Origin of the sequence: Kribbella jiaozuonensis, assembly GCF_005233875.1 — a bacterium.
Lineage (GTDB): Bacteria > Actinomycetota > Actinomycetes > Propionibacteriales > Kribbellaceae > Kribbella > Kribbella jiaozuonensis.
On record NZ_SZPZ01000004.1, the window covers coordinates 1,189,797 to 1,211,152 of the forward strand.

18 protein-coding genes are annotated in these 21,356 nt (G+C 64.6%); 10 read left to right on the forward strand and 8 right to left on the reverse strand.

The genetic code is table 11. The features are described from left to right. Positions 1 to 15 precede the first annotated feature (15 nt). The 3 genes from FDA38_RS31665 (at position 16) to FDA38_RS31675 (ending at position 4,545) form a co-directional block, all read left to right on the forward strand. Complete coding sequence (locus FDA38_RS31665; RefSeq protein ID WP_202877915.1) at positions 16 to 2,133, forward strand: sensor histidine kinase; 2,118 nt, start codon at positions 16 to 18, stop codon at positions 2,131 to 2,133. After that, positions 2,130 to 2,777 carry a response regulator transcription factor gene (locus FDA38_RS31670; RefSeq protein WP_137257754.1) on the forward strand — a complete coding sequence of 216 codons (648 nt, stop codon included), beginning with the start codon at positions 2,130 to 2,132 and terminating at the stop codon, positions 2,775 to 2,777. The genes FDA38_RS31665 and FDA38_RS31670 overlap by 4 nt, the downstream gene beginning before the upstream one ends. Before the next feature lie 91 nt (positions 2,778 to 2,868). After that, a complete protein-coding gene (locus FDA38_RS31675) occupies positions 2,869 to 4,545 on the forward strand; it encodes a DUF262 domain-containing protein (RefSeq protein WP_137257755.1) in 1,677 nt (558 codons plus the stop codon). Positions 4,546 to 4,554: 9 nt separating this feature from the next. On the opposite strand, the gene FDA38_RS31680 is transcribed toward FDA38_RS31675, so the two are convergent. Next, positions 4,555 to 5,550: a helix-turn-helix transcriptional regulator gene (locus FDA38_RS31680; protein WP_137257756.1), complete on the reverse strand. Its 996-nt coding sequence runs from the start codon at positions 5,548 to 5,550 to the stop codon at positions 4,555 to 4,557. Positions 5,551 to 5,604: 54 nt separating this feature from the next. Here FDA38_RS31680 and FDA38_RS31685 point away from each other — a divergent pair, with 54 nt between their 5' ends. Then, entirely contained in the window at positions 5,605 to 6,735 is a 1,131-nt protein-coding gene (locus FDA38_RS31685) for an epoxide hydrolase family protein (RefSeq protein WP_137257757.1), read from the forward strand. Between the two features lie 39 nt (positions 6,736 to 6,774). Here FDA38_RS31685 and FDA38_RS31690 read toward each other — a convergent pair whose 3' ends face one another. The 3 genes from FDA38_RS31690 to FDA38_RS31700 form a co-directional block, all read right to left on the reverse strand. Then, complete coding sequence (locus FDA38_RS31690) at positions 6,775 to 9,486, reverse strand: caspase, EACC1-associated type (protein WP_137257758.1); 2,712 nt, start codon at positions 9,484 to 9,486, stop codon at positions 6,775 to 6,777. 3 nt (positions 9,487 to 9,489) lie between these two features. Beyond that, on the reverse strand, positions 9,490 to 9,846 hold the full coding sequence (locus FDA38_RS31695) for an effector-associated constant component EACC1 (RefSeq protein ID WP_137257759.1): 357 nt from the start codon (positions 9,844 to 9,846) through the stop codon (positions 9,490 to 9,492). 379 nt (positions 9,847 to 10,225) lie between these two features. Next, complete coding sequence (locus FDA38_RS31700) at positions 10,226 to 10,588, reverse strand: effector-associated constant component EACC1 (RefSeq protein WP_137257760.1); 363 nt, start codon at positions 10,586 to 10,588, stop codon at positions 10,226 to 10,228. Between the two features lie 101 nt (positions 10,589 to 10,689). Between FDA38_RS31700 and FDA38_RS31705 the strand changes: the two genes are divergently transcribed. The 3 genes from FDA38_RS31705 to FDA38_RS31715 all read left to right on the forward strand — a co-directional run bounded on the left by FDA38_RS31705 (position 10,690) and on the right by FDA38_RS31715 (position 12,332). Further along, positions 10,690 to 10,893 (forward strand): hypothetical protein, encoded by a 204-nt coding sequence (locus tag FDA38_RS31705; RefSeq protein WP_137257761.1) that lies wholly within the window; start codon positions 10,690 to 10,692, stop codon positions 10,891 to 10,893. 44 nt (positions 10,894 to 10,937) lie between these two features. After that, positions 10,938 to 11,291, forward strand: coding sequence for a hypothetical protein (locus FDA38_RS31710; RefSeq protein WP_137257762.1), 354 nt, complete (start codon positions 10,938 to 10,940; stop codon positions 11,289 to 11,291). Positions 11,292 to 11,981: 690 nt separating this feature from the next. Continuing rightward, positions 11,982 to 12,332, forward strand: coding sequence for a hypothetical protein (locus FDA38_RS31715; protein ID WP_137257763.1), 351 nt, complete (start codon positions 11,982 to 11,984; stop codon positions 12,330 to 12,332). Between the two features lie 65 nt (positions 12,333 to 12,397). Here FDA38_RS31715 and FDA38_RS31720 read toward each other — a convergent pair whose 3' ends face one another. Beyond that, positions 12,398 to 12,808 carry a hypothetical protein gene (locus FDA38_RS31720; protein WP_137257764.1) on the reverse strand — a complete coding sequence of 137 codons (411 nt, stop codon included), beginning with the start codon at positions 12,806 to 12,808 and terminating at the stop codon, positions 12,398 to 12,400. 245 nt (positions 12,809 to 13,053) lie between these two features. Between FDA38_RS31720 and FDA38_RS31725 the strand changes: the two genes are divergently transcribed. Continuing rightward, positions 13,054 to 16,158: a DUF3427 domain-containing protein gene (locus tag FDA38_RS31725; protein ID WP_137257765.1), complete on the forward strand. Its 3,105-nt coding sequence runs from the start codon at positions 13,054 to 13,056 to the stop codon at positions 16,156 to 16,158. 298 nt (positions 16,159 to 16,456) lie between these two features. Here the strand turns inward: FDA38_RS31725 and FDA38_RS31730 are convergent, their stop codons facing one another. From FDA38_RS31730 to FDA38_RS31740, 3 genes are read right to left on the reverse strand one after another with little or no spacing between them, the layout of a single operon-like run. Next, positions 16,457 to 17,263 carry a WbqC family protein gene (locus FDA38_RS31730; protein WP_137257766.1) on the reverse strand — a complete coding sequence of 269 codons (807 nt, stop codon included), beginning with the start codon at positions 17,261 to 17,263 and terminating at the stop codon, positions 16,457 to 16,459. After that, a complete protein-coding gene (locus FDA38_RS31735; RefSeq protein WP_137257767.1) occupies positions 17,260 to 17,919 on the reverse strand; it encodes a YdcF family protein in 660 nt (219 codons plus the stop codon). Before FDA38_RS31735 ends, FDA38_RS31730 begins: the two co-directional genes overlap by 4 nt. Positions 17,920 to 17,930: 11 nt before the next feature. Next, positions 17,931 to 19,019 carry a helix-turn-helix domain-containing protein gene (locus FDA38_RS31740; RefSeq protein WP_137257768.1) on the reverse strand — a complete coding sequence of 363 codons (1,089 nt, stop codon included), beginning with the start codon at positions 19,017 to 19,019 and terminating at the stop codon, positions 17,931 to 17,933. 984 nt (positions 19,020 to 20,003) lie between these two features. Here FDA38_RS31740 and FDA38_RS31755 point away from each other — a divergent pair. Next, entirely contained in the window at positions 20,004 to 20,858 is an 855-nt protein-coding gene (locus FDA38_RS31755) for a DNA/RNA non-specific endonuclease (RefSeq protein WP_137257770.1), read from the forward strand. A gap of 1 nt (position 20,859) precedes the next feature. Next, positions 20,860 to 21,270, forward strand: a complete 411-nt coding sequence (locus FDA38_RS31760; RefSeq protein ID WP_170989937.1) for an immunity protein YezG family protein — start codon at positions 20,860 to 20,862, stop codon at positions 21,268 to 21,270. The last annotated feature ends 86 nt before the right edge of the window (positions 21,271 to 21,356 follow it).

The following is a 21,356-nucleotide window of genomic DNA, read 5'->3' on the forward strand; positions in this document are numbered from 1 at the left end:
GCGCACACTTCGGGTATGACCACCACCGCGACGAGCCGACGGGGCCTTGTCGGCCTGCTCGCGGGCTTCGTCGTCGCGGAGGTCGCGGTCGCCGTCGGCTATCTGCTGGCGATCGGCTGGGGCTGGCACGAGCTGGTCGACTCGTTCATGGTGACCAACGGTCTGATGGCGCTGACGTTCGGTCTGTGCGGCGCCGTGATCGCCTGGCACCGGCCGTCGAACCCGATCGGCTGGCTGTTCCTCGCGGACGGGATCGGTCACGCGACGACGCCGCTGGCCGGCGCGCTTGCGCAGTACCTCGCTGACACTGGCGCCTCTGTTGCCGCTCAGCGTGTGTTCGTCACGATCTCGATCGCCGCGTGGCCGTGGTCGATCGGGCTCTTCCTGCCGTTGGCGTTGTTGCTGTTCCCGACCGGGCGTCTGTTGTCGCCGCGGTGGCGTTGGGCGGCGCTCGGGATCATCGTCACCGCGCCGCTCTTCGTCGTGGAGATGGTCGGCAGTGGTGATCCGATCTCGCCTGATCTTCCGCGTGGTTACCTGGCGATTCCGTCGTACGACTCGCTGCAACCGCTGTGGACGGTGGCCGAGCTTCGCAACCTCGCCGCGATCCTGCTGGCGGTTGTTTGCCTGATGATCCGGTATCGGCGCGCCGACGAAACGGGCCGACGGCAACTCCTGTGGTTGCTGCTGGCATCGGTGATCGCGATCCTGTTCGTCACACCGTGGGCCTTCGTTGCCGGTACGCCGATCCTTGTGTTGCTGGCGATTCCGCTGATACCGATCGCGGTGGCGGTGGCGATCGTTCGCTACCAGTTGCTCGATATCCGGTTGGTGATCTCTCGGGCGCTGACCTGGGGGTTGCTGTCGCTGGTTGCCGTTGGCATCTATGCGGTGCTGGCGGCGCTGCTCGACTCGCTGATCGCCTCGCAGGTCGGACGGTCTGCGGCGGTCACGGTCTTGGTCGCGTTGATCATCGCGCCGGTTCTGCCCCGGTTGCAGCAGCTCGTCGATCGGGCGCTGTACGGCGATCGGCACGATCCGGCGCGGGTGGCATCGCGGGTCGGCGAGCAGCTGTCGGCGGGGCTTCCCGGCGTTGTCGCCGCGATCCGGTCTGCGCTGCGTCTGCCGTACGCCGCGTTGACGGTCGACGGCGACGTGATCGCGATGGACGGCAGACCGGGTGATGTTGTGGCGGTCGAGCTTTCGTACGGCGGGGAGGTGGTCGGGTCGCTCGACGTCGGCGTCCGCTCGGGCGAGTCCAGCTTGTCCTCGGCAGACCGCAACGTCCTCGCGCTGGTCGCCGTACCCCTCGCTGTTGCTGTGCACGCAACCCGCTTGTCTGCCGAACTCCAATCGTCACGCGAGAAACTCATCTCATCCCGCGAAGAGGAACGCCGCCGCATCCGCCGCGACCTCCACGACGGCCTAGGCCCAACCCTCACCGGCATAGCCTTCTCCGCCGACGCCGTCGCCAACCTAATCACCCCCACCACCCAGCCGCCCACCCCCGCCGCCTCGCAGGATCCCGCCGCCGACACCTCGCGCGCCCCGACCTCCGACCCCTCGCCCACCCCCGGCTCCAGCACCTCGCGCGCTCCCGCCTCCGACACCTCCCGCTGCGCCGCATCCGGCGCCTCGCAGGCTGTCGAGCTTCTGGCGAGGTTGCGGGCGGACACGCGGACCGCGATCGGCGACATCCGTCGGCTCGTCGACGATCTGCGACCTCCCGCGTTGGATGAACTCGGCCTCGTCGGAGCATTGCGGCAACGGGCCGACCAGCTGTCGTTCCGCGCCGACGGCGCCACCATCAAAGTCGCCGTCTCCGCCAACGGCTTGCCGACGTTGCCCGCCGCGCTGGAAGTCGCGGCGTACCGCATCGCCACCGAGGCGCTCACGAACGTCGTACGCCACTCCCGTGCAACCTCCGCAGTACTCGCCCTGCGCTGCGGCAGCGACCTGGAGATCGAGGTCACCGACGACGGCCCACCGAACGGCGCCTGGCATCCCGGCGTCGGCCTGCAGGCAATGCGCGAACGCGCCGCCGAACTCGGCGGCAAATTCGAAGCCGGCCCCACACCCGGCGGCGGCCGAGTCTGCGCCCGCTTCCCCCTCGCCACGCTGGAGCCCCGATGACCATCCGCGTGGTCCTGGCCGACGACCACCCCGTCGTCCGAGCCGGCCTCGCAGCACTCCTCACCTCTCTCCCTGGCATCGAAGTGGTCGGCGTGGCCTCGACCGGCCGCGAAGCAGTCCGCGAGGTCATCACCAGCCGCCCCGACGTCGCCGTACTAGACCTCCAGATGCCCGACCTGGACGGCTTCGCCGCGACCCGCGAGCTAGCCCGCTCAGCCCCCGACACCGCAGTACTGGTCCTCACCATGTTCGAGGACGACGACTCGGTCTTCGCCGCGATGCGCGCCGGCGCCCGCGGCTACCTGGTCAAAGGCGCGGAACAAGAAGAGATCGCCCGAGCCATCCGCGCCGTCGCCGCCGGCGAAGCCATCTTCGGCCCCGGCGTCGCCCGCCGCGTCCTCACCTTCTTCTCCGCCCCACCACCCGCCGCCGACCCGTTCCCCGAACTCACCACCCGCGAACGCCAGATCCTCGACCTGATCGCCGCCGGCCTCTCCAACCCCGCCATCGCCGACCGCCTCGACCTCGCCTCCAAAACCGTCGCCAACAACGTCTCCACCATCTTCACCAAACTAGGCATAGCCGACCGCGCCACCGCGATCATCCAGGCCCGCAACGCCGGCCTGGGGACCAATGAGGGGTAAGGATCGCGAGCAGATCTAGAACTGTGGGAGATGCTGTGCAAGACTCCCGAGCTTGACAGCCTGTCCAGAGCTCGAGGGGGGACACAGGCCGATGAAGCAACTCGAGGCTTCAGAAGTTTCCTTGCACAAAATCTTCTCCAGCGACTTCGACTTCTCCATTCCGAACTATCAACGCCCGTACGCCTGGGGCACCGACGAAGCGATGCAACTGCTCGACGATCTGGCACACGCATTGGATCAGAATGCAGATGAGCCGTATTTCCTCGGATCTATTGTGCTTGTCAAGGAACACAACAGTCCGCCCGCATCCGTCATTGACGGGCAGCAACGACTGACCACCTTGACCATCCTGCTCGCAGTACTTCGAGATCTCTCGCCTGATCACGGACTCGCCGCCGAGATCCAGAACACGATCGTCGAGCCAGGACAGCAGCTGATGAATCGCGAGGCCAAACCTCGGCTCACACTCCGACCGCGCGACAAGGACTTCTTCGCTCGGTACATCCAGCAGATGGGCGGAACTGCGGATGTCGTCAATCTCAGCGACAGCCAACTCGATACCGATGCGCAGAAGTGCGTCCGTGACAACACCAAGGCCTTGTCCGCAGAACTGGCTGGATGGACTGCGGAACGACGATCCGCCCTTGCCACGTTGCTCAATGCCCGGACCTTCCTTGTAGTTGTCAACACTCCGGATCTGGACTCCGCGCATCGAATTTTCAGCGTGATGAATTCGCGCGGCCTCGACCTCAGCCCAGCGGACATCTTCAAGTCCAAGGTGATCGGCGAGATCCCCGACAGCGCCGAGAACGACTACACCGAGAAGTGGAACGACGCAGAGCAAACGCTCGGGCGTGATGCATTCGCCGACCTGTTCTTGCACATCAGACTGATCAAGACCAAGCGCCGGTCCGAACAGAATCTGCTGCGAGAGTTCCCGGACCAAGTGCTCAGCGAGTATCTGCCTCAGCGTGCCAGGGAGTTCGTCGACGACGTTATCTCGCCCTACGCCCGCGCGTACGAAGAGATCACAACGGCCACCTTCAAAGCCGACTACAAGCAAGACGACATCAACACATGGTTCAAGCGCCTCGCTCAACTCGACACCAGCGACTGGCAGGCGCCTGCACTCTGGGCGCTACACAAACATCGCGGCGATCCGGCGTGGATCGAAACGTTCTTGCAGAAGCTCGAACGGCTCGCCGCTAGCATGTTCATTCGCCGGGTGTATGTGACACCACGACTGGCGCGGTACATCGACCTCCTGCGCCAACTGGACGACGGCGACGGACTCGACGCGAAGGCGTTCGACCTCAGTCCGGACGAGATCGACGACACTCGGGCGAGGCTGTCCGGAGATCTGTATCTGGTGACGAAGATCAGGAAGTACGTTCTGCTTCGGCTTGATGAGGCGTTGGCCGATCACTCCGGCGTGACGTACGACTTCCCGATCATCACCGTGGAGCATGTCCTACCTCAGACTCCAGGCAAGGACAGCCAGTGGCTCACGGTCTTTCCGCAGGCCGACCGCGACAAATGGACGCATAAGATCGGAAACCTCGTCCTGTTGAACAGGTCGAAGAACTCTGAGGCTCAGAACTATGACTTCGACAAGAAGAAGTCCAGGTACTTTCAAGGGCGCCGAGGCGTGACGACGTTCGCGTTGACCTCGCAGGTGCTGTCGCAGTCCCACTGGACACCAACGATTGTGGAGCAACGCCAGGCCGATCTCACGGGCATCCTCTTCGAGGAGTGGTCGCTGAAATAGTCCTCCGCGTTAGGGGACTGCCTTGAGGTAGCGGTTGCCGATGGTTTTCAGGTGGGTGAGGAGTTCGGGTGGGCCGTCGACGTGGAAGTCGAGGCCGAGCATGCCGATGTAGACGGCGACGATCTCGAGGGAGTCGGCGCCGGTGACGAGGACGCAGGTGTTGTCGTCGATGGATTCGACGATGCCGACGGCGGCGTGGATGCGGGACAGCACTTCCTGGGCGGGGGCGTCGACGGTGATGTGGGCGTGGACCTTCCAGCCGGTGGACGCGACGTCGCGCAGTACGAAATCGGTGTAGTCGTCGCCCGGCATCGGGCGGGCCTGGTAGCGGCGACCTGTTGCCATCCGCAACGACATCCAGTCGACGCGGTAGGTACGCCACGTCCCGGCCTCATCCCGCGCGACGAGGTACCAGTAGCGCTGCCAGCTCACCAGGCGATAGGGCTCGACGAGGATCGGCAGGTCCTGTACGACGCCGGATCCTGCCCCGCGCGCCGGGCTGCCGGGCGCGACGGCGTACTCGAAGCGGAGGTAGTGCTCGTCGCGGATGCAGGCGGCGATCGTCGCGAGTACGGCGGGATCGATCTCGGGATCCGCGACGTTGGAGCCGGTGTTGTCGGGCCCCTTCTCCATCGCTTGGTGGATCGCGTTGACCTGGCGCTGGAGGCGGTGCGGGAGGACCTGCTCGAGCTTCGTCAGCGCGCGCGTACTGCTCTCCGCCATGCCCATCACCCCGGCACCGGTCCGCAGCCCGACCGCGACGGCGACCGCCTCCTCGTCGTCGAGCAGCAGCGGCGGAAGCTTGGCGCCGACGCCGAGCTGGTAGTGACCGGACGGCCCGCGGGTCGCGTCGACCGGGTACCCGAGCTCGCGAAGCCGATCGATGTCGTTGCGGATCGTCCGCGTCGTCACCTCGAGCCGCTCGGCCAGCTCCGTGCCGGTCCAGGCCGGCCTGGTCTGCAGCAAGGCGAGCAGGCTGAGAAGGCGCTGCGAAGTCTCGAGCAAAGCAATCTCCCAAATAGGAATCTAATGTTCCTATACGGATTCTACGGTAAACCCATGAGCACAAACGAGAGCATCCAGTCCTTCACCGTCAACATCGACCAGGCCGACCTGGACGATCTGCAGGCCCGCCTCGCGCGGACCCGGCTGCCCGAGCCAGCTCCCGGCGACGACTGGGATCTCGGCACCCCGAACCACTACCTCCGCGAGATGGTCGACCACTGGCAGAACAAGTTCGACTGGCGCGAGCAGGAAGCGCGGATGAACGAGTTCCCGCACTACCTGACCGAGATCGACGGCCAGACGATCCACTTCATCCACGTGCCGTCCCCGGTCGAGGGCGCGACGCCGCTGCTCCTGCTGCACACCTACCCCGGCTCGTTCGTCGACTTCCTCGACATGATCGGCCCGCTGACCGACCCGGAGTCGTACGGCGGATCCGCCGAGGACGCCTTCTCAGTGGTCGTCCCGTCGATGCCGGGCTTCGCGTTCAGTACGCCGCTGGTCGACCGGGGCTGGACGATGGCGCGGGTGGCGCGGACGTACGACAAGCTGATGCGGCGGCTCGGGTACGAGTCGTACGGCACGCACGGGTCCGACGGCGGCGCGATGATCTCGCGGGAGCTCGGCCTGCTGAACCCGGAAGGTTTCCTCGGGCTGCACGTGCTGCAGCTGTTCTCGTTCCCGTCGGGCGACCCGGCAGAGTTCGAGAAGTTCACGCCGGCGGACTACGCGGCGCTCGAGCACCTGAAGTGGTTCCAGTCGGTCGGCGGGTACAACGCGATCAACTCGACCCGCCCGCAGACCGTTGCCGTCGGCATCTCCGACTCGCCCGTCGGCCAGCTGGCCTGGAACGAACTCTTCAACAGCTTCGGCAACGGCACCAGCCTGGTCAGCCGCGACCAGATCCTGACCGAAGTCTCGCTGTACTGGTTCACCAACAGCTCGGCTGCGGCCGGCCGGTACCACTACGAAGAGGCGAACTCCGGCGTCGAGCCGCAGGTCAACAACGCACCGACAGGCGTTGTGGTCTTCGCGGACGACTTCAAGACCATCCGGCCGCTGGCAGAGCGCGACAACACCAACATCGTGCACTGGTCGAACTTCGAGAAGGGCGGCCACTACGCCAGCCTCGAGTGCCCGAACGACGTCACCGCCGACCTGCGCAAGTTCTTCCGCAGCCTGTGAGTTCACCGGGCCGGCTCGCTCTCGGGCGAGCTGGCCCGCTCACGTTTGCAGCTCGATCTTGCCGATCACCTTGGGTCCGACGGTGTCGAGTACGAGGATGCCGTCCTGGTAGAAGTTGCTGACGTACATCCGCTGGCCGTCCGGACTGACGGCCAGCTCCACTGCTGCCCCCAGGTCGTCGGTGAGTGAACCCACGACCTGATGCTTGCCCAGATCAACGATCTGGACGACGTCGTCGGTGCCCTCGGTGCCGAGGATGTAGAGCCGCTTGCCGTCCGAAGCCCCGATCCTCGCCCCGTCCGGCAACTCCTGCGGCACCGGCCGGGTCGACTCGACGTTCGTATTGATCACCGCGTACGTCGATTGGCCGATCACGTACAACATGCCGTCCCGTCCCGGCGTGAGGTCGTGCGGCTGGGAATTCACCTTGATCGGGGTACGTGTCGGCTGACGGGTCTTCGTGTCGATCACCGCGACGGAGTTCACGCTGTCGGCGACGTACAGCCGCTCGCCCTTCTCGTCGACCGCGATATCCGCCGGGTTCGGTCCGCTGGCCAACGGACCGCCGACCGTCTGCATCGTCTCGGTGTTCACCTCGGTGATCGTCTGGCTCTTCTTGCTGAGCGCGTAGACGCGATGGGCGGCAACGCTCACCGTCAACTCGGTCGGCTCGGGTGCAACGGCGATCGGCTGGCCGACCACCTTCCACGCGGCGACGTCGATGACCGAGATCGTGTCGGAGCCGGAGTTCGCGACGTACAGCATCTTCCCGTCCGGCGAGAGGGCGAGTCGGCTGGGCTGGGTCCCGACTCGGAGCGCGTCGCCGACCTGTTTGCGGGTCGTCGTACTCAGCCTCAGGATGCGTGCGTTGCCGATGTCGGCGGCGTACAGGAACTGGCTGTCCGGGCTGACCGCCAGGCCGATCGCGATCGGGGATCTCGGAGCCGGCGGTACGACGGCGACCGCGACACCACCGAGTACTGCGGGAGCGACCACCGTTGCCGCCATCAACCAGCGTCGTGTGGGCAGCCCGGTCCCGGCCGGCCTGATGACACCGACGAGGCCGAGCAGGAACCACACCGCGAACAAGATCACCGAACGCGCGGTGGGCCCTCCGGCCGGGTTGAAGAGCCCAATCCAGACAACGAATCCGCCGAGAACCCAGCCGGCGAAGAACGGCCGTCCCAAGTTGAACAACGGACAGGCCAGCGCCAACTCGGCACCAAGGATGCCAAGGACCACCGGCGTCAGGCGACGGACGAGATCCGGCTGCAGAAGGTGCGGTCCACTCCGAGAGGCATCGACCACCATCACGAGGACCAGGATCGCCGCGACCACACCCAGCAACACAAGCCGGAGCTGAGGACGCGGCCGCCCAGGACGCCACCGGACGAAGGCCACAACACCCGCCGCCAACCAAGCGACATGCGCGGCCGCATCGAGGTAACCCGGAAGGCTCTGAAGCCCGCTCGGGATGAGATTCGTCAGCCGACTCGTCAGCAACAGAGCACTCACAAGCCCCGGCACCGACAGGCCGGCAACGAAGGAAGTCCCCGCCTCCCGGAGCCTCAACTGGGCAATCAGTGCGACAGTCAGCACGGCCGCAACCACGATCGAGTACCACGAAGCTTGCAACACCGCGGACACGACCGCGAACCCGGCGGCCGCCACCGTCAACAGGAAGACCGGCCAGTCGATCGTGGGCAGCCGCACCCGATCCCGCCAACGCCGTACCGTCGCCGTCGCAGCACCACCGAAGGTCGGCGCGGGTGCAGGTCGTCGCACCCGGGGTATTGCCACCGGCCCCACCGTCGGACCGTCGAGGTACGCCTGCGCAGCGGCGGAAATTGCCCGGCTGTCGTCGTCCGTCAGCTCCTCGAGCTTGGCCCTGGCCGTCTGCCGAACATGCTCATTGCTTGCCTGAAGCAACTGCCCGAGTGGATTCAGCGCCGTCTGCCGGATCGCCGGCACCGGGCTCTCGAGTGTCGTCGCCAGGTACTCCGGCAACTGCCAGCCCGGATTGGATGCGATGACCGTCCGGCCCTCGATCTGCGCGACCTGCTGCGGCCGCTGGTTCGGCTGCTCCGCAACGACCGCCTCGTAGACGTAGCTGTACAACTCGTCGACAGTGATGTCACCGTCCGCATCGAGGTCGGCCGCGCCGGTGCGCAGACCTTCCACCAGATGCCTCGTGAAGACCGACTGCGGCGCCTCACCGTGGATCGTGCTGCCCTCGAACGCGTACTGGAGGGAGTCCGACGCGGTGAGCACCGTACGCCCCCGGCCGCCAAGCGCCTCCTTCGTGTGAACGGCCGTGTCCGCCTTCGCGAACTGCTGCACGGCGTATGCACCGCCGTAGCAGCAATCCAGGATCAGGATCTTCTGCCGCGAGGCGCTCTCATCCACCGCCTCATTCACGAATTGTGTCGGCAGGCCCGTGAACCGCGGGCTGTCGTGCTCGGTGTCCTTCATCGCGAGATACAGCCGGCCGTTCTCGTCTTTCAAACCGTGACCACTGAAGTAGAACAGTGTCAGGTCATCACGCTCGCTGGTGGCGTAGAACCGGGCGATCGCTCGGCCGACCCGACTCTCCGGCTCGTTGACCAGTACCTCGACCTCGAACCCGGCAATATCCGGATCCTCGAGGACTCGCGCGAGCGCTTCGGCATCCTGCGCCGGCGCGACCAGCCGCCGCATGGCAGTGTCCTCGTACTCGTACGTCGCCACCAGCAACGCCCGTCGACGCCCCACGACTCAGCTCGCTTCATGCTTGCGCAGGAACGCCTCGATCAACCGTTCCTTCTCCTCGGTCGTCGCCGCGTCGACCTCGATCGAGTCCGCGCCGATCGTCAACGTCACGCGCTGCTGCGGGCTCCGCCGTACCAGCCAGTCCTTGAGAATCGTGACGAGCACCGACACCATCCCACCGGCGCCACCCAACGCGATCGCAACCTGGCCGACGACGGCGGCGTCGCCTTTACTGCCTTCTGGCGCGACAGTTCGTACGTCGCGGGTGTCGAACTCGCGCAACTCCCGCCGCAACTGCCGAATCCCCCGATCCGCGAATTCCGGATCGTCGTCCACCAACCCCACCTGCACCCAAACCCCCACAGAACCCTCCCAGGATCGCGACTCATGATCGCGGGTCAGGCCGTGGTTCCGCAACGTTCGGTAGCCATCTGCCGACGCAACGCAGAGAGCCCGGAGTGCTCACGCACTCCGGGCTCCTTTGGGCTCCACCCTTCTGGAGGGACGTCCGGGCAGAGCTTCCTCGTCGGGCTCGACCTCAGACCTGCCGGCGCTCCCGCCAGTCCCGCCGCAGCCCCCCGGATCCACAACGAACAACCGGCAGCCGAAGGCCACCCCGAATCCTGCACCGCCCCACCGCAATCCCCTCCCCCCGGGACCTGCAATCCTCACCGGTCCCGCCATCGACGCTACGCCCGCCGGTTCCCCCGGACAACGCCCGAGCCGCCGTTCAAACGTGTGACTACCGAGGCCGATCGAGGAACTCCTCGAGCAACGCCGCCCGCTCGTCGGCCGTCGGCCGCTCCAGCTCGATCGAGTCGTCCCCCAACGTCACCACGATCTTCCCCGGACTCTTCCGCCGCTGGATCCAGTCCCGCAGTACGGCGACCAACGTCGGCACCGCCCCACCCGCCCCCACCAACGCCACCGCGATCGCAATAGACCCATCGTCCTGAGCCAGCCCACCCGCGTCCTTCACATCCTGCGTAGGCAGCCCCTCCCCGGCCAACTCCTTCCGCAGCTGCTGAACCGCCTTCACACACCGCTTCGCATCCATCCCCGCATCCGCCACCACCCGAACCTCGACCCACCGCGGCTCACCCATCCACCACTCCCATCAGTTGCCCCAGGCCCCCTGTGGATAACTCCCCCACCCCACAATGCCCAACTCCTATCCTGCTGAAAACCCCACCGAAAGGCCCACCAATGCCTCCCAACAACCCCGAACCCACCTCCCTGATCACCCCCACCACCGCCGCCGAACTCCTCCCCCACATGCTCACCCGCTTCCGCCTCGGCTACCAAGACCCCTTGATCTTCGGCACCACCAAACCCGAAGCCGTCCTGATCCCCTACACCCTCTGGCACACCCTCAACCCTGTGGATAACTCAGCTCCCCATCAACGCTGAACTCCTATCCTGATGACGATGCTCCACGCACTGGAAGGACAACGATGGACTCCGAAGAAACGCCGTACCTCCTCCCCGATGGGGATCGCGTCTGGGTCATCAAGACGTCCACCGCCGCCGGGCTCCTCCCACAGATGCTCGAACGTTTCCGCGCCGACGAGCCCGAACCCCTCATCTTCGGCGACGCCGGCCAACCAGAGGCCGTAGTCATCCCCTTCGACCTCTGGCGCCGCCTCGACGCTCTCGCCGCCGACGAAAAGGGCTTCGATCACGCCTATGACGAAGTCCGCCGGCGCCTGGCGGATCCACAGCCCTCGGTCCCGCTCGAAGAGGCCGCAGCGCAGATCGGCTGGGATCTCGATGAAGACATCGATGACTCCGACTTCAAGCCGCGATGACGAAGTACCGCCTGCTGCTGCGGACGGAAGTCATGCAACAACTCGCGGCGCTGAGCCAGGCCGCAAAGACCCAAGGCCCTGGCGGCCTGCGCACACGCGAGTTCCGCGGTCTGCAGATCGGCCTTCGCGCGCTCGCTGACGGCTTGGAAGAGGAGTACGACGGCAAGCGTCTCTCCTATCACCGCCACGACCTCAGCGACTGCGCAGAGATCAAACTCGCGGTCGTCCCCGAGACACGCCACAACATCGAACTCGGCCCATCCCACCGACTCATCTACCGCGAATTCGAGCCCGAAGATGGCGGCCCGCCCTACCGACAGGTCGTCGCCTACGCCCACCGAGCCGCCGACCGCCCTTTTGAAGAGGCCGCATCCCGCCTCGGCCGCCAATCGGGAGCACGTCTACGAGCCATCCGCCCATCACCCACACCGAACAGGCACCCGCCCAGCTCCGCCGCCCCAATCCGCCAGCCCCTCCCAGCAGACCTCCGCATAGCCCTGGCCGCAGCATCCAACGTCGCGCCGGCCTCCGGCGCCGTCAGACGCACTCCAACCGCAGAAGAGCCTCGCACCAGACCAGGCGACAGATATGGCCCACGTGGCCACGAGCTATAGCACTGTTGCCTCAATCAACGATCACGGAACGGCCCCCGACTCGTCTAGCGTGGAGACAGCCGGCGAAGGAGCTCAGATGTCGACGGAAACACCGCAGGACCACCCGAACGGCGACCAGGTCAACGTGATCGATACCGCAACGGCGGCGTACAACCTCCCTCGGATGCTGCAGCGCTTCCGCACAGGTCAGCCCGAGCCCCTGATCTTCGGCGACGACGGTCGCCCGGAAGCCGTAGTCGTCCCATTCGACCACTGGGAGCACCTCGAGGAACTAGCCGAGGACACCAGGCAGGCCGCAGACATCCGTGACCTCACCCAACGGCGCCTAACGACGAACCGCCCCGAGGACTACATCTCCGCCGACGACCTCGCCACAGAGTTCGGCTGGACCCTCGACACCGACACCGAGCCGCCCGAACCCCGGTGACGGCCAAGCACCACCCGATCCCCCGACCCCGGACCCCGGACCTGACAAGGAATGTGCGCTTAGCGTCACTCGCTGCGGGATGGATGCCAGCTCGGAAGGTGTACGGCGTCCCGCGGATACGCACGCTGATCGTCCTCCAGCAGATCTGGCGTCCCACCGCCGTCGAACGGAGGATTGTCGTAGTCGAACTCCGCCTCGATGCCATCGCCCGGCGTCACGCTGAACACTGCGTTGTACCAAGTCCCCTTGCCCTCTTCGTACATCGCATCACGCAGATCGTCACACGCCATCTGCGCCTCGACATCGATGCTGAGCCCCGCCTCAACCGAGCCGTCCAACATCTCAACCGCGAGCTGAGTCTCCATGGTCGCCGCGACCGCCGACACCGTCAGAACAGCCTTCGCCCATCCCTCAGGCACCCCCTTCACCATGGCCAAACCAATGGTCTCCAGGCTCGCTTGATCAGGAATCGACATGTGAGGTTCCTCTACTAGGACGCGGTGCGTTTCGAATGGTCTGTTGCGTAACTACGCCGTCGATCGAGTACCTGACGGCAATCAAGTCGGGACGATTCTTGTCAGTGCGATACACGAGGTCAATCTGGACCTCCACCTTCGATCCGGCCTCCAGCGGCAAGCGACAAGACACGGTTGTGGCGGTCTCAAATCCGGATGGCTGTCGGTGGCTTCTGGCAAGCTCCTCTTGAAGGGGTGATTGTTGGATGGAGTCGGGGATTTACGACGCGCTCGTCACTAATGGGCTGCTTGAGGCGATCGTGGCTGGGGAGGCGGGCGGGCAGGTTGCTGTGCTTCATGATGTCGACGAGGCTGATCAGCCTGAGGTTCTGGCTCGGCATGTGAGTGCCGCCGTACTGCGGGTGCTTGGCAGTACTCGTGATGGGGGGAAGCGCGTTGCGCTAGTCAACGACCTGCTCCTGCGGTTGGCGGAGCACGCCGACGGGCTGCCTGATGGCGCGGTTCGCCAGCTGCACGCCGTACGTCCGCCGGCTCGACCGGGCATGACGACGTACGGCGATGCGCGTCCTAGTACTCCGCTCTCCGACGCGGCCCTGCTCACCAACTCCCATGGCGAGCCATCCCTGGGGCCGGAGCTGCGTGCCGAGATCGACACCTCCGACGAGGTCGACCTCATCTGCGCGTTCGTGAAGTGGTACGGCCTTCGCCTGCTCGAGCCCGAGCTGCGTCGTCTGCGCCTTCGTGACGCCCCATTCCGCGTCATCACCACCACCTACCTCGGCGCGACCGATCGACCGGCCCTTGACCGGCTGGTCAACGACTTCGGCGCCGAGGTGAAGATCCAGTACGACGTACTGCGGACTCGCCTGCATGCTAAGGCGTGGTTGTTTCGGCGGAACACGAACTTCGACACGGCGTACGTCGGATCGTCGAATCTCTCGCGCGCCGCTCTGCTCGATGGCGTCGAGTGGAACGTCCGACTCTCGCGGATCGGCACGCCGGGTCTGCTGAAGAAGTTCGGCGCAACCTTCGACACCTATTGGAATGACTCGACCTTCGAGTCCTACGATCCGGCGCGCGACCGTGACCGCCTCGACGATGCGCTGGCAGAAGCGGGCAATCGCAAGGCGTCGGATCGTGTGACGGTCTCGCTCGCTGGCCTGGAAGTACGGCCGCGGCCGTATCAAGCCGAGATGCTCGAGGAGATCGAGGTCGAGCGTGAAGTCCACGACAGACATCGCAACCTCGTCGTAGCAGCGACTGGTACCGGCAAGACCGTCATCGCCGCGCTCGACTACCGGCGGCTGCGCGACGCCGCGCTTCAGCGTGGTGAGCCTGCGCCGTCGCTCCTGTTCGTCGCCCATCGACGAGAGATCCTGCAGCAATCACTCCGCACGTACCGCGAAGTGCTGGCCGATGCCAGCTTCGGGGAGGAGTACCACTCCGGCACGCGCCCCGAGCGCTGGCGACACGTGTTCGCATCAGTGCAAGCCCTCCACGCGTACGACGTCACGACGATGCCGGCCGACGCCTTCGAGATCCTTGTAGTTGATGAGTTCCACCACGCGGCTGCCCCTACCTATCGACGCCTTCTCAACCACCTCCAACCCCGCGAACTGCTCGGGCTGACCGCGACGCCGGAACGTACCGACGGCTTCGACCTGCTGAGCTACTTCGGCGGGAGAACAGCGGTCGAGCTGCGTCTCTGGGAGGCCTTGTCAGCCGATCTCCTCTGCCCGTTTCATTACTTCGGCATCGCAGACGGCACGCAGTTGACAGATCTGCAATGGAAGCGTGGCCGGTACGACGAACAGGAGCTCGAGAAGCTCTACACCGGCAACGACAGCCGCGCAGCCATTGTCCTGCGTGAAGTCCAGGACAAGCTCTCCGACGTACACACGATGAGAGCGCTCGGCTTCTGCGTCTCGATCGCGCACGCCGACTACATGGCCAAGGTATTCAACGACGCCGGCATCCCGGCACGGTCTGTCTCTGGACTAACCCTGAGCGCGGAGCGCGACCAGGCGCTACGTGACCTGAAGGACCGCCGCGTCAACGCGCTATTCGCCGCCGACCTTTTCAACGAAGGGCTGGACCTTCCCGAGGTCAACACCGTGCTCTTCCTCCGCCCGACCGAGAGTCCCACGGTCTTCCTCCAGCAGCTGGGTCGCGGGCTGCGGCAGGCGGACGGCAAACCCGTCCTCACCGCACTCGACTTCGTCGGACACCAACGCAAAGAGTTTCGCTTTGACTTGCGATTCCGAGCTCTCACCGGCAATACCCGCCGAGGTCTAGAGCGACAGGTCGAACAAGGCTTCCCGCTCCTACCATCCGGGTGTCAGATCGTCCTCGACAAAGTCGCGCAGGAAGTGGTCCTCTCCAACCTCCGCGGCCAAGTCACCGGACGCTGGCAGGACATGGTGAAGGAGCTGAGGGCGCAAGGCGAGCAGACCCTGCCAACATTCCTCGAAGAATCGGGCGCCGACCTCAGCGACGTACTGCGGACTGGGCGGAGCTGGACCGCTCTCCGCCGCGACGCCGGGCTGCCTACTCGGCAGGGCGCCGCGCACGAGTCGAGCCTCCTGCGACGTGTACGCGCTCTGGCCCACGTGGACGACCCCGAGCGACTTCAAACGTATCGACGCCTCCTCCAGGACGACGGCCCGACGTACGACGACCTGCCGCCGACCCACCGCGCCTACGCCCGGATGCTGTTCTTCTCACTATGGCCAAACGGTGGGGGGTTCTCGTCCTACGCCGACGGTCTCAACGCACTTCGTCAGGAACGTGCCGTCCGGGACGAACTGCTCGAGGTCACGGAGTTCGCGATGGACCACGCTCGCCACCGCACCGCCCGGCTTGCCAGCCCGCTCGGCGACCTGCCGCTGCGCGTGCATGCCCAATATCAGCGCGAGGAGATCCTGGCTGCCCTCGACTATGCCAACCTTCAGCGGCGCCCGAGCACGTTCCAATCCGGAGTCGTCTACGCCCAGGAACGCAACGTTGACGCCTTCCTGGTCACCCTCACCAAATCTGAGGCGGACTACTCTCCCACGACGATGTACCGCGACTACGCAATCAGCCCGACCCTGTTCCACTGGGAGTCGCAGAGCAACACGTCCGTGGACTCCCCGACGGGTCAGCGCTACCTCAACCATCGCGACCTAGACACGAGCATCTTGATCTTCGCCCGGCAGCACAAACTCACAGACCTAGGCACTGCCCCTTACCTCTTCCTGGGCCCAGCTACCTACACCACACACACCGGCAGCCGCCCCATAGCCATCACCTGGCAACTAACCCACCCCATGCCGACAGAGGTCTTCCAGGCTGCATCCGTCGTCGCCTGATTGCTGCTTCGACTGCGAGTGCGACCGGTAAGGCCGATCGACAGTGCAACAACTGCACATCTGCTACTGCAAACCCTCTGGAGAATTACGAGAACAGGGCCGCAAACATTGTCGACCGCCCAAAGCGGAGGCTCCAAACTGCGAGCGGAGGCATAGTCGCAGATGAGATTCGGCCAAGAAAGGCGCGACGGCCCAACTAGATCACGGTCTGCACTCCTGTTGGGCCCCACCCAGCTAGGGAGGGTGATTGCGTAGCAAGTGATGCCGACTCGTCGTAGATGTTGCCCACAGCGCATATTCAGAGAGCGGTGGGCGCAGCCTCTGGGATCACCTCTGGTGGTAACGGACGAGCGACCGAGTTCTTGGGACCCAGATGATGTCTGAGGTCGACATCATGTGTGAACGCGTGGCGCACAGCCGACGCTCCGGCGTTGGCGAAGGTGGCGAGGCTGCTGATGCGCGTGGCGCCCCTCCAGACCTCTGGGTTCCCATCCGTTGGAACCGAGAAGTGGACGATCTCGATACCTCGGTCTTGGAACGGGGCCGTCTGCAAGTAGCGCGCGCCGCCCGTTCCACACACGTACTCGGCGGCACCAACAGCACAGGTGAGATCAGCGAGGCGCGCTGAGCGGTCGGCCGACACGCGGAAGTCGCTGCTGCGGACGACTGCGCCAGGCCAGCGAAGTAGTTCGAGAAGGCACGCGGTGGATACGATCGCGGCCTCTGCGAGTGAATCGGTTTGGGTGATCGTTTGGGTCACCTGGGCGATGGTGGCCTCGATCTCTGGCCAATGCCGACCCCGGCCGTGATGCTGCCTTGTCATCCCGAGGATACGGCGAACTGATCGGTCCCGTTCCAAGACTCGGATGTCCCTGATCAGGCTGTCGCGGCCGTTCGGTGCACCGACCGGTAGAGACATCCATTGCTGAGCGCTCGGGTCATCACGGCTGCCCAGTCGCGCACGGTGCTGGTAGTCGCGGCGCGCGAATTGGACGTCGTCGAGTGCGATCCAGATATCTGCGGCGAACAACTTCGCCAGCGTAGACAGGCGCGGGAACAGGTTCGGCTGGTGGATTGCGCAGAGCTGTCCAGGCGATCGATTCATACGGTCATCAGGCGGCTGGTATAGCCGGCCGAGATTAAGCGGTGGTAGGCCGACTCAACGTCGTCTGGGACGACCTGATCGACTGCGAATCCAAGAGCCGGATACTCCATCACCCGTTGGAGATCGCCAACCAGCATGTCCAGCACGAGTTTGGTGTCTCCAATACTCGCGAGGTAGTCGTCGAAACCGATCGGCTCGGAGGCACAGATGGCTCGGACCTCGGGCCAAACCTTCTGGCAGGTGGCGAATGCTCGCCGTTCCATGTAGGGCTTGGAGATGAGCAGAACAGAGCTGACTGATGTGCCGGTAGCCGCGAGCAGGGCTCGCGTCAGGGCTATATTCTCGCCGGTGTTGGTGGCACGCGTCTCGATTCTGATTGCGGTGGCAGGCACGCCGAGTTCGACAGCGTGTTCGCGGTAGTGCACAGCCTCGCCACGAGGGAATCGTGCCGCTGTGGTGCGGCTGCTGGCACCGGTGAAGACGATCACCGGGAAGAGTTGCTCGTGGTACAACTTCGCGGCAAAAGTCGCGACTCCAAGATCATGGCTACCCAGTCCGATGCCCACATTGACCGGTTCCAACTGGTGGTGCATGAGGTGGTAGTCCCAGATCGTCCGGGCGTCATGGATCTCCTTCGCCGAGACTCCGTCAGTCATCAACTCACCTTTCATGGGTTTACTTGAGCCTCGATCGATCCAATGATTCGGTCGATGCTCGCGACCTGATGAAACAACTGATGTGTGCCGGCCAGGTCTCGGCAGCGCTCCAACGTCGCCAAACCCTCGGAACGTGTCTCACGATCGGACACGAGGATGTGTCCACGTGCGGTGTCGAGCTTCACGTTCTGGAGGGGCGTGCCGGCTCCCTGAGCAGCCTGCGCGATATCAATGTGACGGTGCGCGTCATCACACCTGTCGAGTGCAAGATGTGCGAGAGCCAACTTCTGATGCCCGACGTTCCACTCGTCCGGCTCGTCGAGTTCCTCGAACTCAGAGATCGCCGATTCGATCACCGCGACGGCCGTCAACTTCTCGATGCCGGCTGATTCCGGCACTTTCGTCAGAGCGGTTCCGATCCAAAGACGTGCCCGTACCTGGTCGAGCACGCTCAGGCGCGGGTCAGCTGAGAGCTCTTGATAGCTCTTGGCAGAGCGCTCGAGTTGTCCCGACATCTCATGTACCACGGTGAGCAGTAGCTCGACCTGCGCCATACGGCGTTCTGCCCGCAGGTCGCCGAATACCTGGAGAGCCTGACGGTACGCGGACAATGCTGAGCCCGGCCCCGATAAACGTCCTTGGTCGCGAGCGACATCGCCAAGGAGCATCAAAGTGCGTCCCCGAAGATGGACAGACTCGTCGTCGAGCCGGCCGGAGTCAGTCCGAGCGAGCCATCGTGCAGCCAGAATCGAGGCGAGATTGAAGTTCTGCTGCGATGCACTGAGGCGAGCACGGTCCAGATCATCGATCCACTCGTCGTTGCTCCAAACTCTCGCTGTGCCCCGCCCCGTACCGACCATTATCGAGTTTGCAGTCAGCTCATCGAATCGAGCCTGCTCTTCTGCGGTGGTGCGCGCTAAGACGGTATCCAGCGCTGCCTGCATCGCAGCCTGAGGGCGCCGCATGCCGCCGTTCGACTCCCACTTCGACACTGTTCGGATCCCCACACCGAGATGCTCGGCGAACCCTCGCACGCTGAAGCGCAGAGCCAGCCTGAGCGCTCTTGCTTCTCGGCCGGTCCAAGTGTTCACAGTGCGCACAGCATTCCTCCCTCCCTGCAATCAAAGCAGGTTCACCCCCAGTTCGCAGCGAAGGTGCCACAGAAGTGCCACAGACGGCCATTGGGCGGCAAGCGGGGGAACAGCAGGCTGATCAGTGCATCGACGGACAACCGCGATGGACAACAACCGGGAGGTGGGTCATGAGCCAGGGATTCTGGCTGTTGAGCATCGTCGCCTGTCTGCTGTACGTCGAGCTTGTTCGCGACATCAATCGCGAGGTGCGCGATCTGTGACTGCTCCTCTTGACTCACGACCGGACGACCACCGCGTCTGCGTTTGGTATGGCAAGCACAAGATCATCGAGCATTTCGCTGATCAGGCAAACGCAGCTCGGTTCGAGGCGGCGATGCATCGCCGATTCGCGAGTCTCCGGGTTACGAACGAGCCTATGGCGGTGCCAGGTGGTGGCCACATGTGAAGGATCCGTGGTGACTCCGGTTCTAGACCGTCCAGCGGACTACAGCCGGCCACTCGCGCCGGGCTATCTCCTGCGGAATCTTCAGGTCTTCGCGGTTGTGGTTCCTAGCATGCTGCAGCTCGCCGCACTGTCAACGGTCACCAATATCAAGGACACCTTCGAGAGGGCCACTGGCCGGGAATTCGAGACCGGCTGGCGCGGTGTAGTGACAAGGCCTGCACTGCGCCAGCCGTTCCAACACAACTCAGCAGTCGACCCTCAGTGAGGCGGACATTTCACAGATCGAACAGCTTAAGTTTCAGCTACATGGTTTGGCTGACCAGTCGCGGCAGGGCGCTGGGAGCCTTGCCGCGTTCAAGCTTCGGTTCGAGCAGACGAGTCAACACGTTCAGGCGTTAATCTCGGGCTCGGCGACCGGTGCCGATCGGGATATCGCTGCGGTGCTTGATGCTGCGGGCAAATCGGTCGATCAAGCCGTCCAAGCACTACAGATCGCTGAGGCTGGATGCCGCAGCTACGCAAACCAGATCTGATGCCATCCGTCGATGTCCTCCGAACTCCAGCGTGTTGCTCAGGGTCTGGTCGATGTACTCGACGAAATGCCCAGGATGGTTGCGTTTCTGCAGCGCACAGCTCAAGCCTGTCGAGAGAACGCAGCGTTGATCGGTTCGATGTCCAGCAACAGGGCCGCACAGATGGCCGCTGTTCAGCTCGATGAGGCGGCCAGACGCTGTGACGAGGCTGCGCACTACGCAAGTCTGGCGCCGCAACGGGCACGAGCCTGGGCCGAGGAGATGGTCAGCGGGGTACGGGTGGCTCAGCGGGTCCCGCCCGCTGAACGGCAACAGGTGCGCATCGAACTCGAAAGAGACTCAGCAAAGCCGAACACCCCCTCTACAGACCAGCGTCAGGTCATCGAACTCTCGACGACAGATCCAGACCACCTTCCGCAACTGAACAGCCCGCCGGCCGACTCAACCATCCGCGTCGACGGCAAGTTTGAGTACGACACTGACGGCGTGGGCCGAGTGATCGGAGCAAGGGCTGTGCTCGACCTGATCGATCTCGATCACCCGCGAGACTCCGGCGCACAACGAAGGCTGGCCGGCAAGCTGCCCGGAGATCATGCCGGTCACATCTTCGCGCGCATCTTCAGAGGTCCGATCGGGACTTTGAATCTGCTTCCGATGCGCGGGTCGGACGTCAACCTCAGCCAGTACAAGACGTTGGAGAACCATTGGCGTCGGCTCATCGAGCAGGGTGAGTCGATCGATGTCACCGTCGGGTTCAAGTACTCCGACGACAGCCTCCGACCGGATACCATTCGAGTTCGCTACAAGCATGCGGGTGGAGTCGTGCGGGTTGCCATCGACAACAAACCGAAGCGAGGGAGGAGCTGACATGATCGGTGAAGCGGAAGCGCAACTCGCGGCAGTCGGGCAGGCGCTCGCGCGGTCCGTTCCATCGGGCTGGCAGCAGCTCGAGCTGAAGGTCTCCGGAGCGGGCGGAATGACCCGGACGATTGTGGCTGCAACCTGCGAGGACGGTACGGTCGATCGGGAGTGCGAGCTTGACGACGACGGCGAGGACGCCGCGGCCGAGCTTCGTGAAGCGATGTATCAGGAGAGGAAGGGGACCTGGTACAACGCCCGGTTGACGCTCGACAGGTCCGGGCAACTCGATGCCGAATTCGACTATGAGAATCCACCCTTCGATGGCGACGCAGATCGCGGCCTTCTGATTGAAGACGAGCGGCTCTTTCCGCGAGACGCCGACTCGCTTCCTGACTGGCATCCCTCCCGCGAACGCTGAATCCGCAATGGCGGCGCTCTCTCCAGGTTTCTGGGGGTGGAGCGCGGCTTGGGCCACGTCGTGGCGCAAGGGCTCGTGAGCGGGCA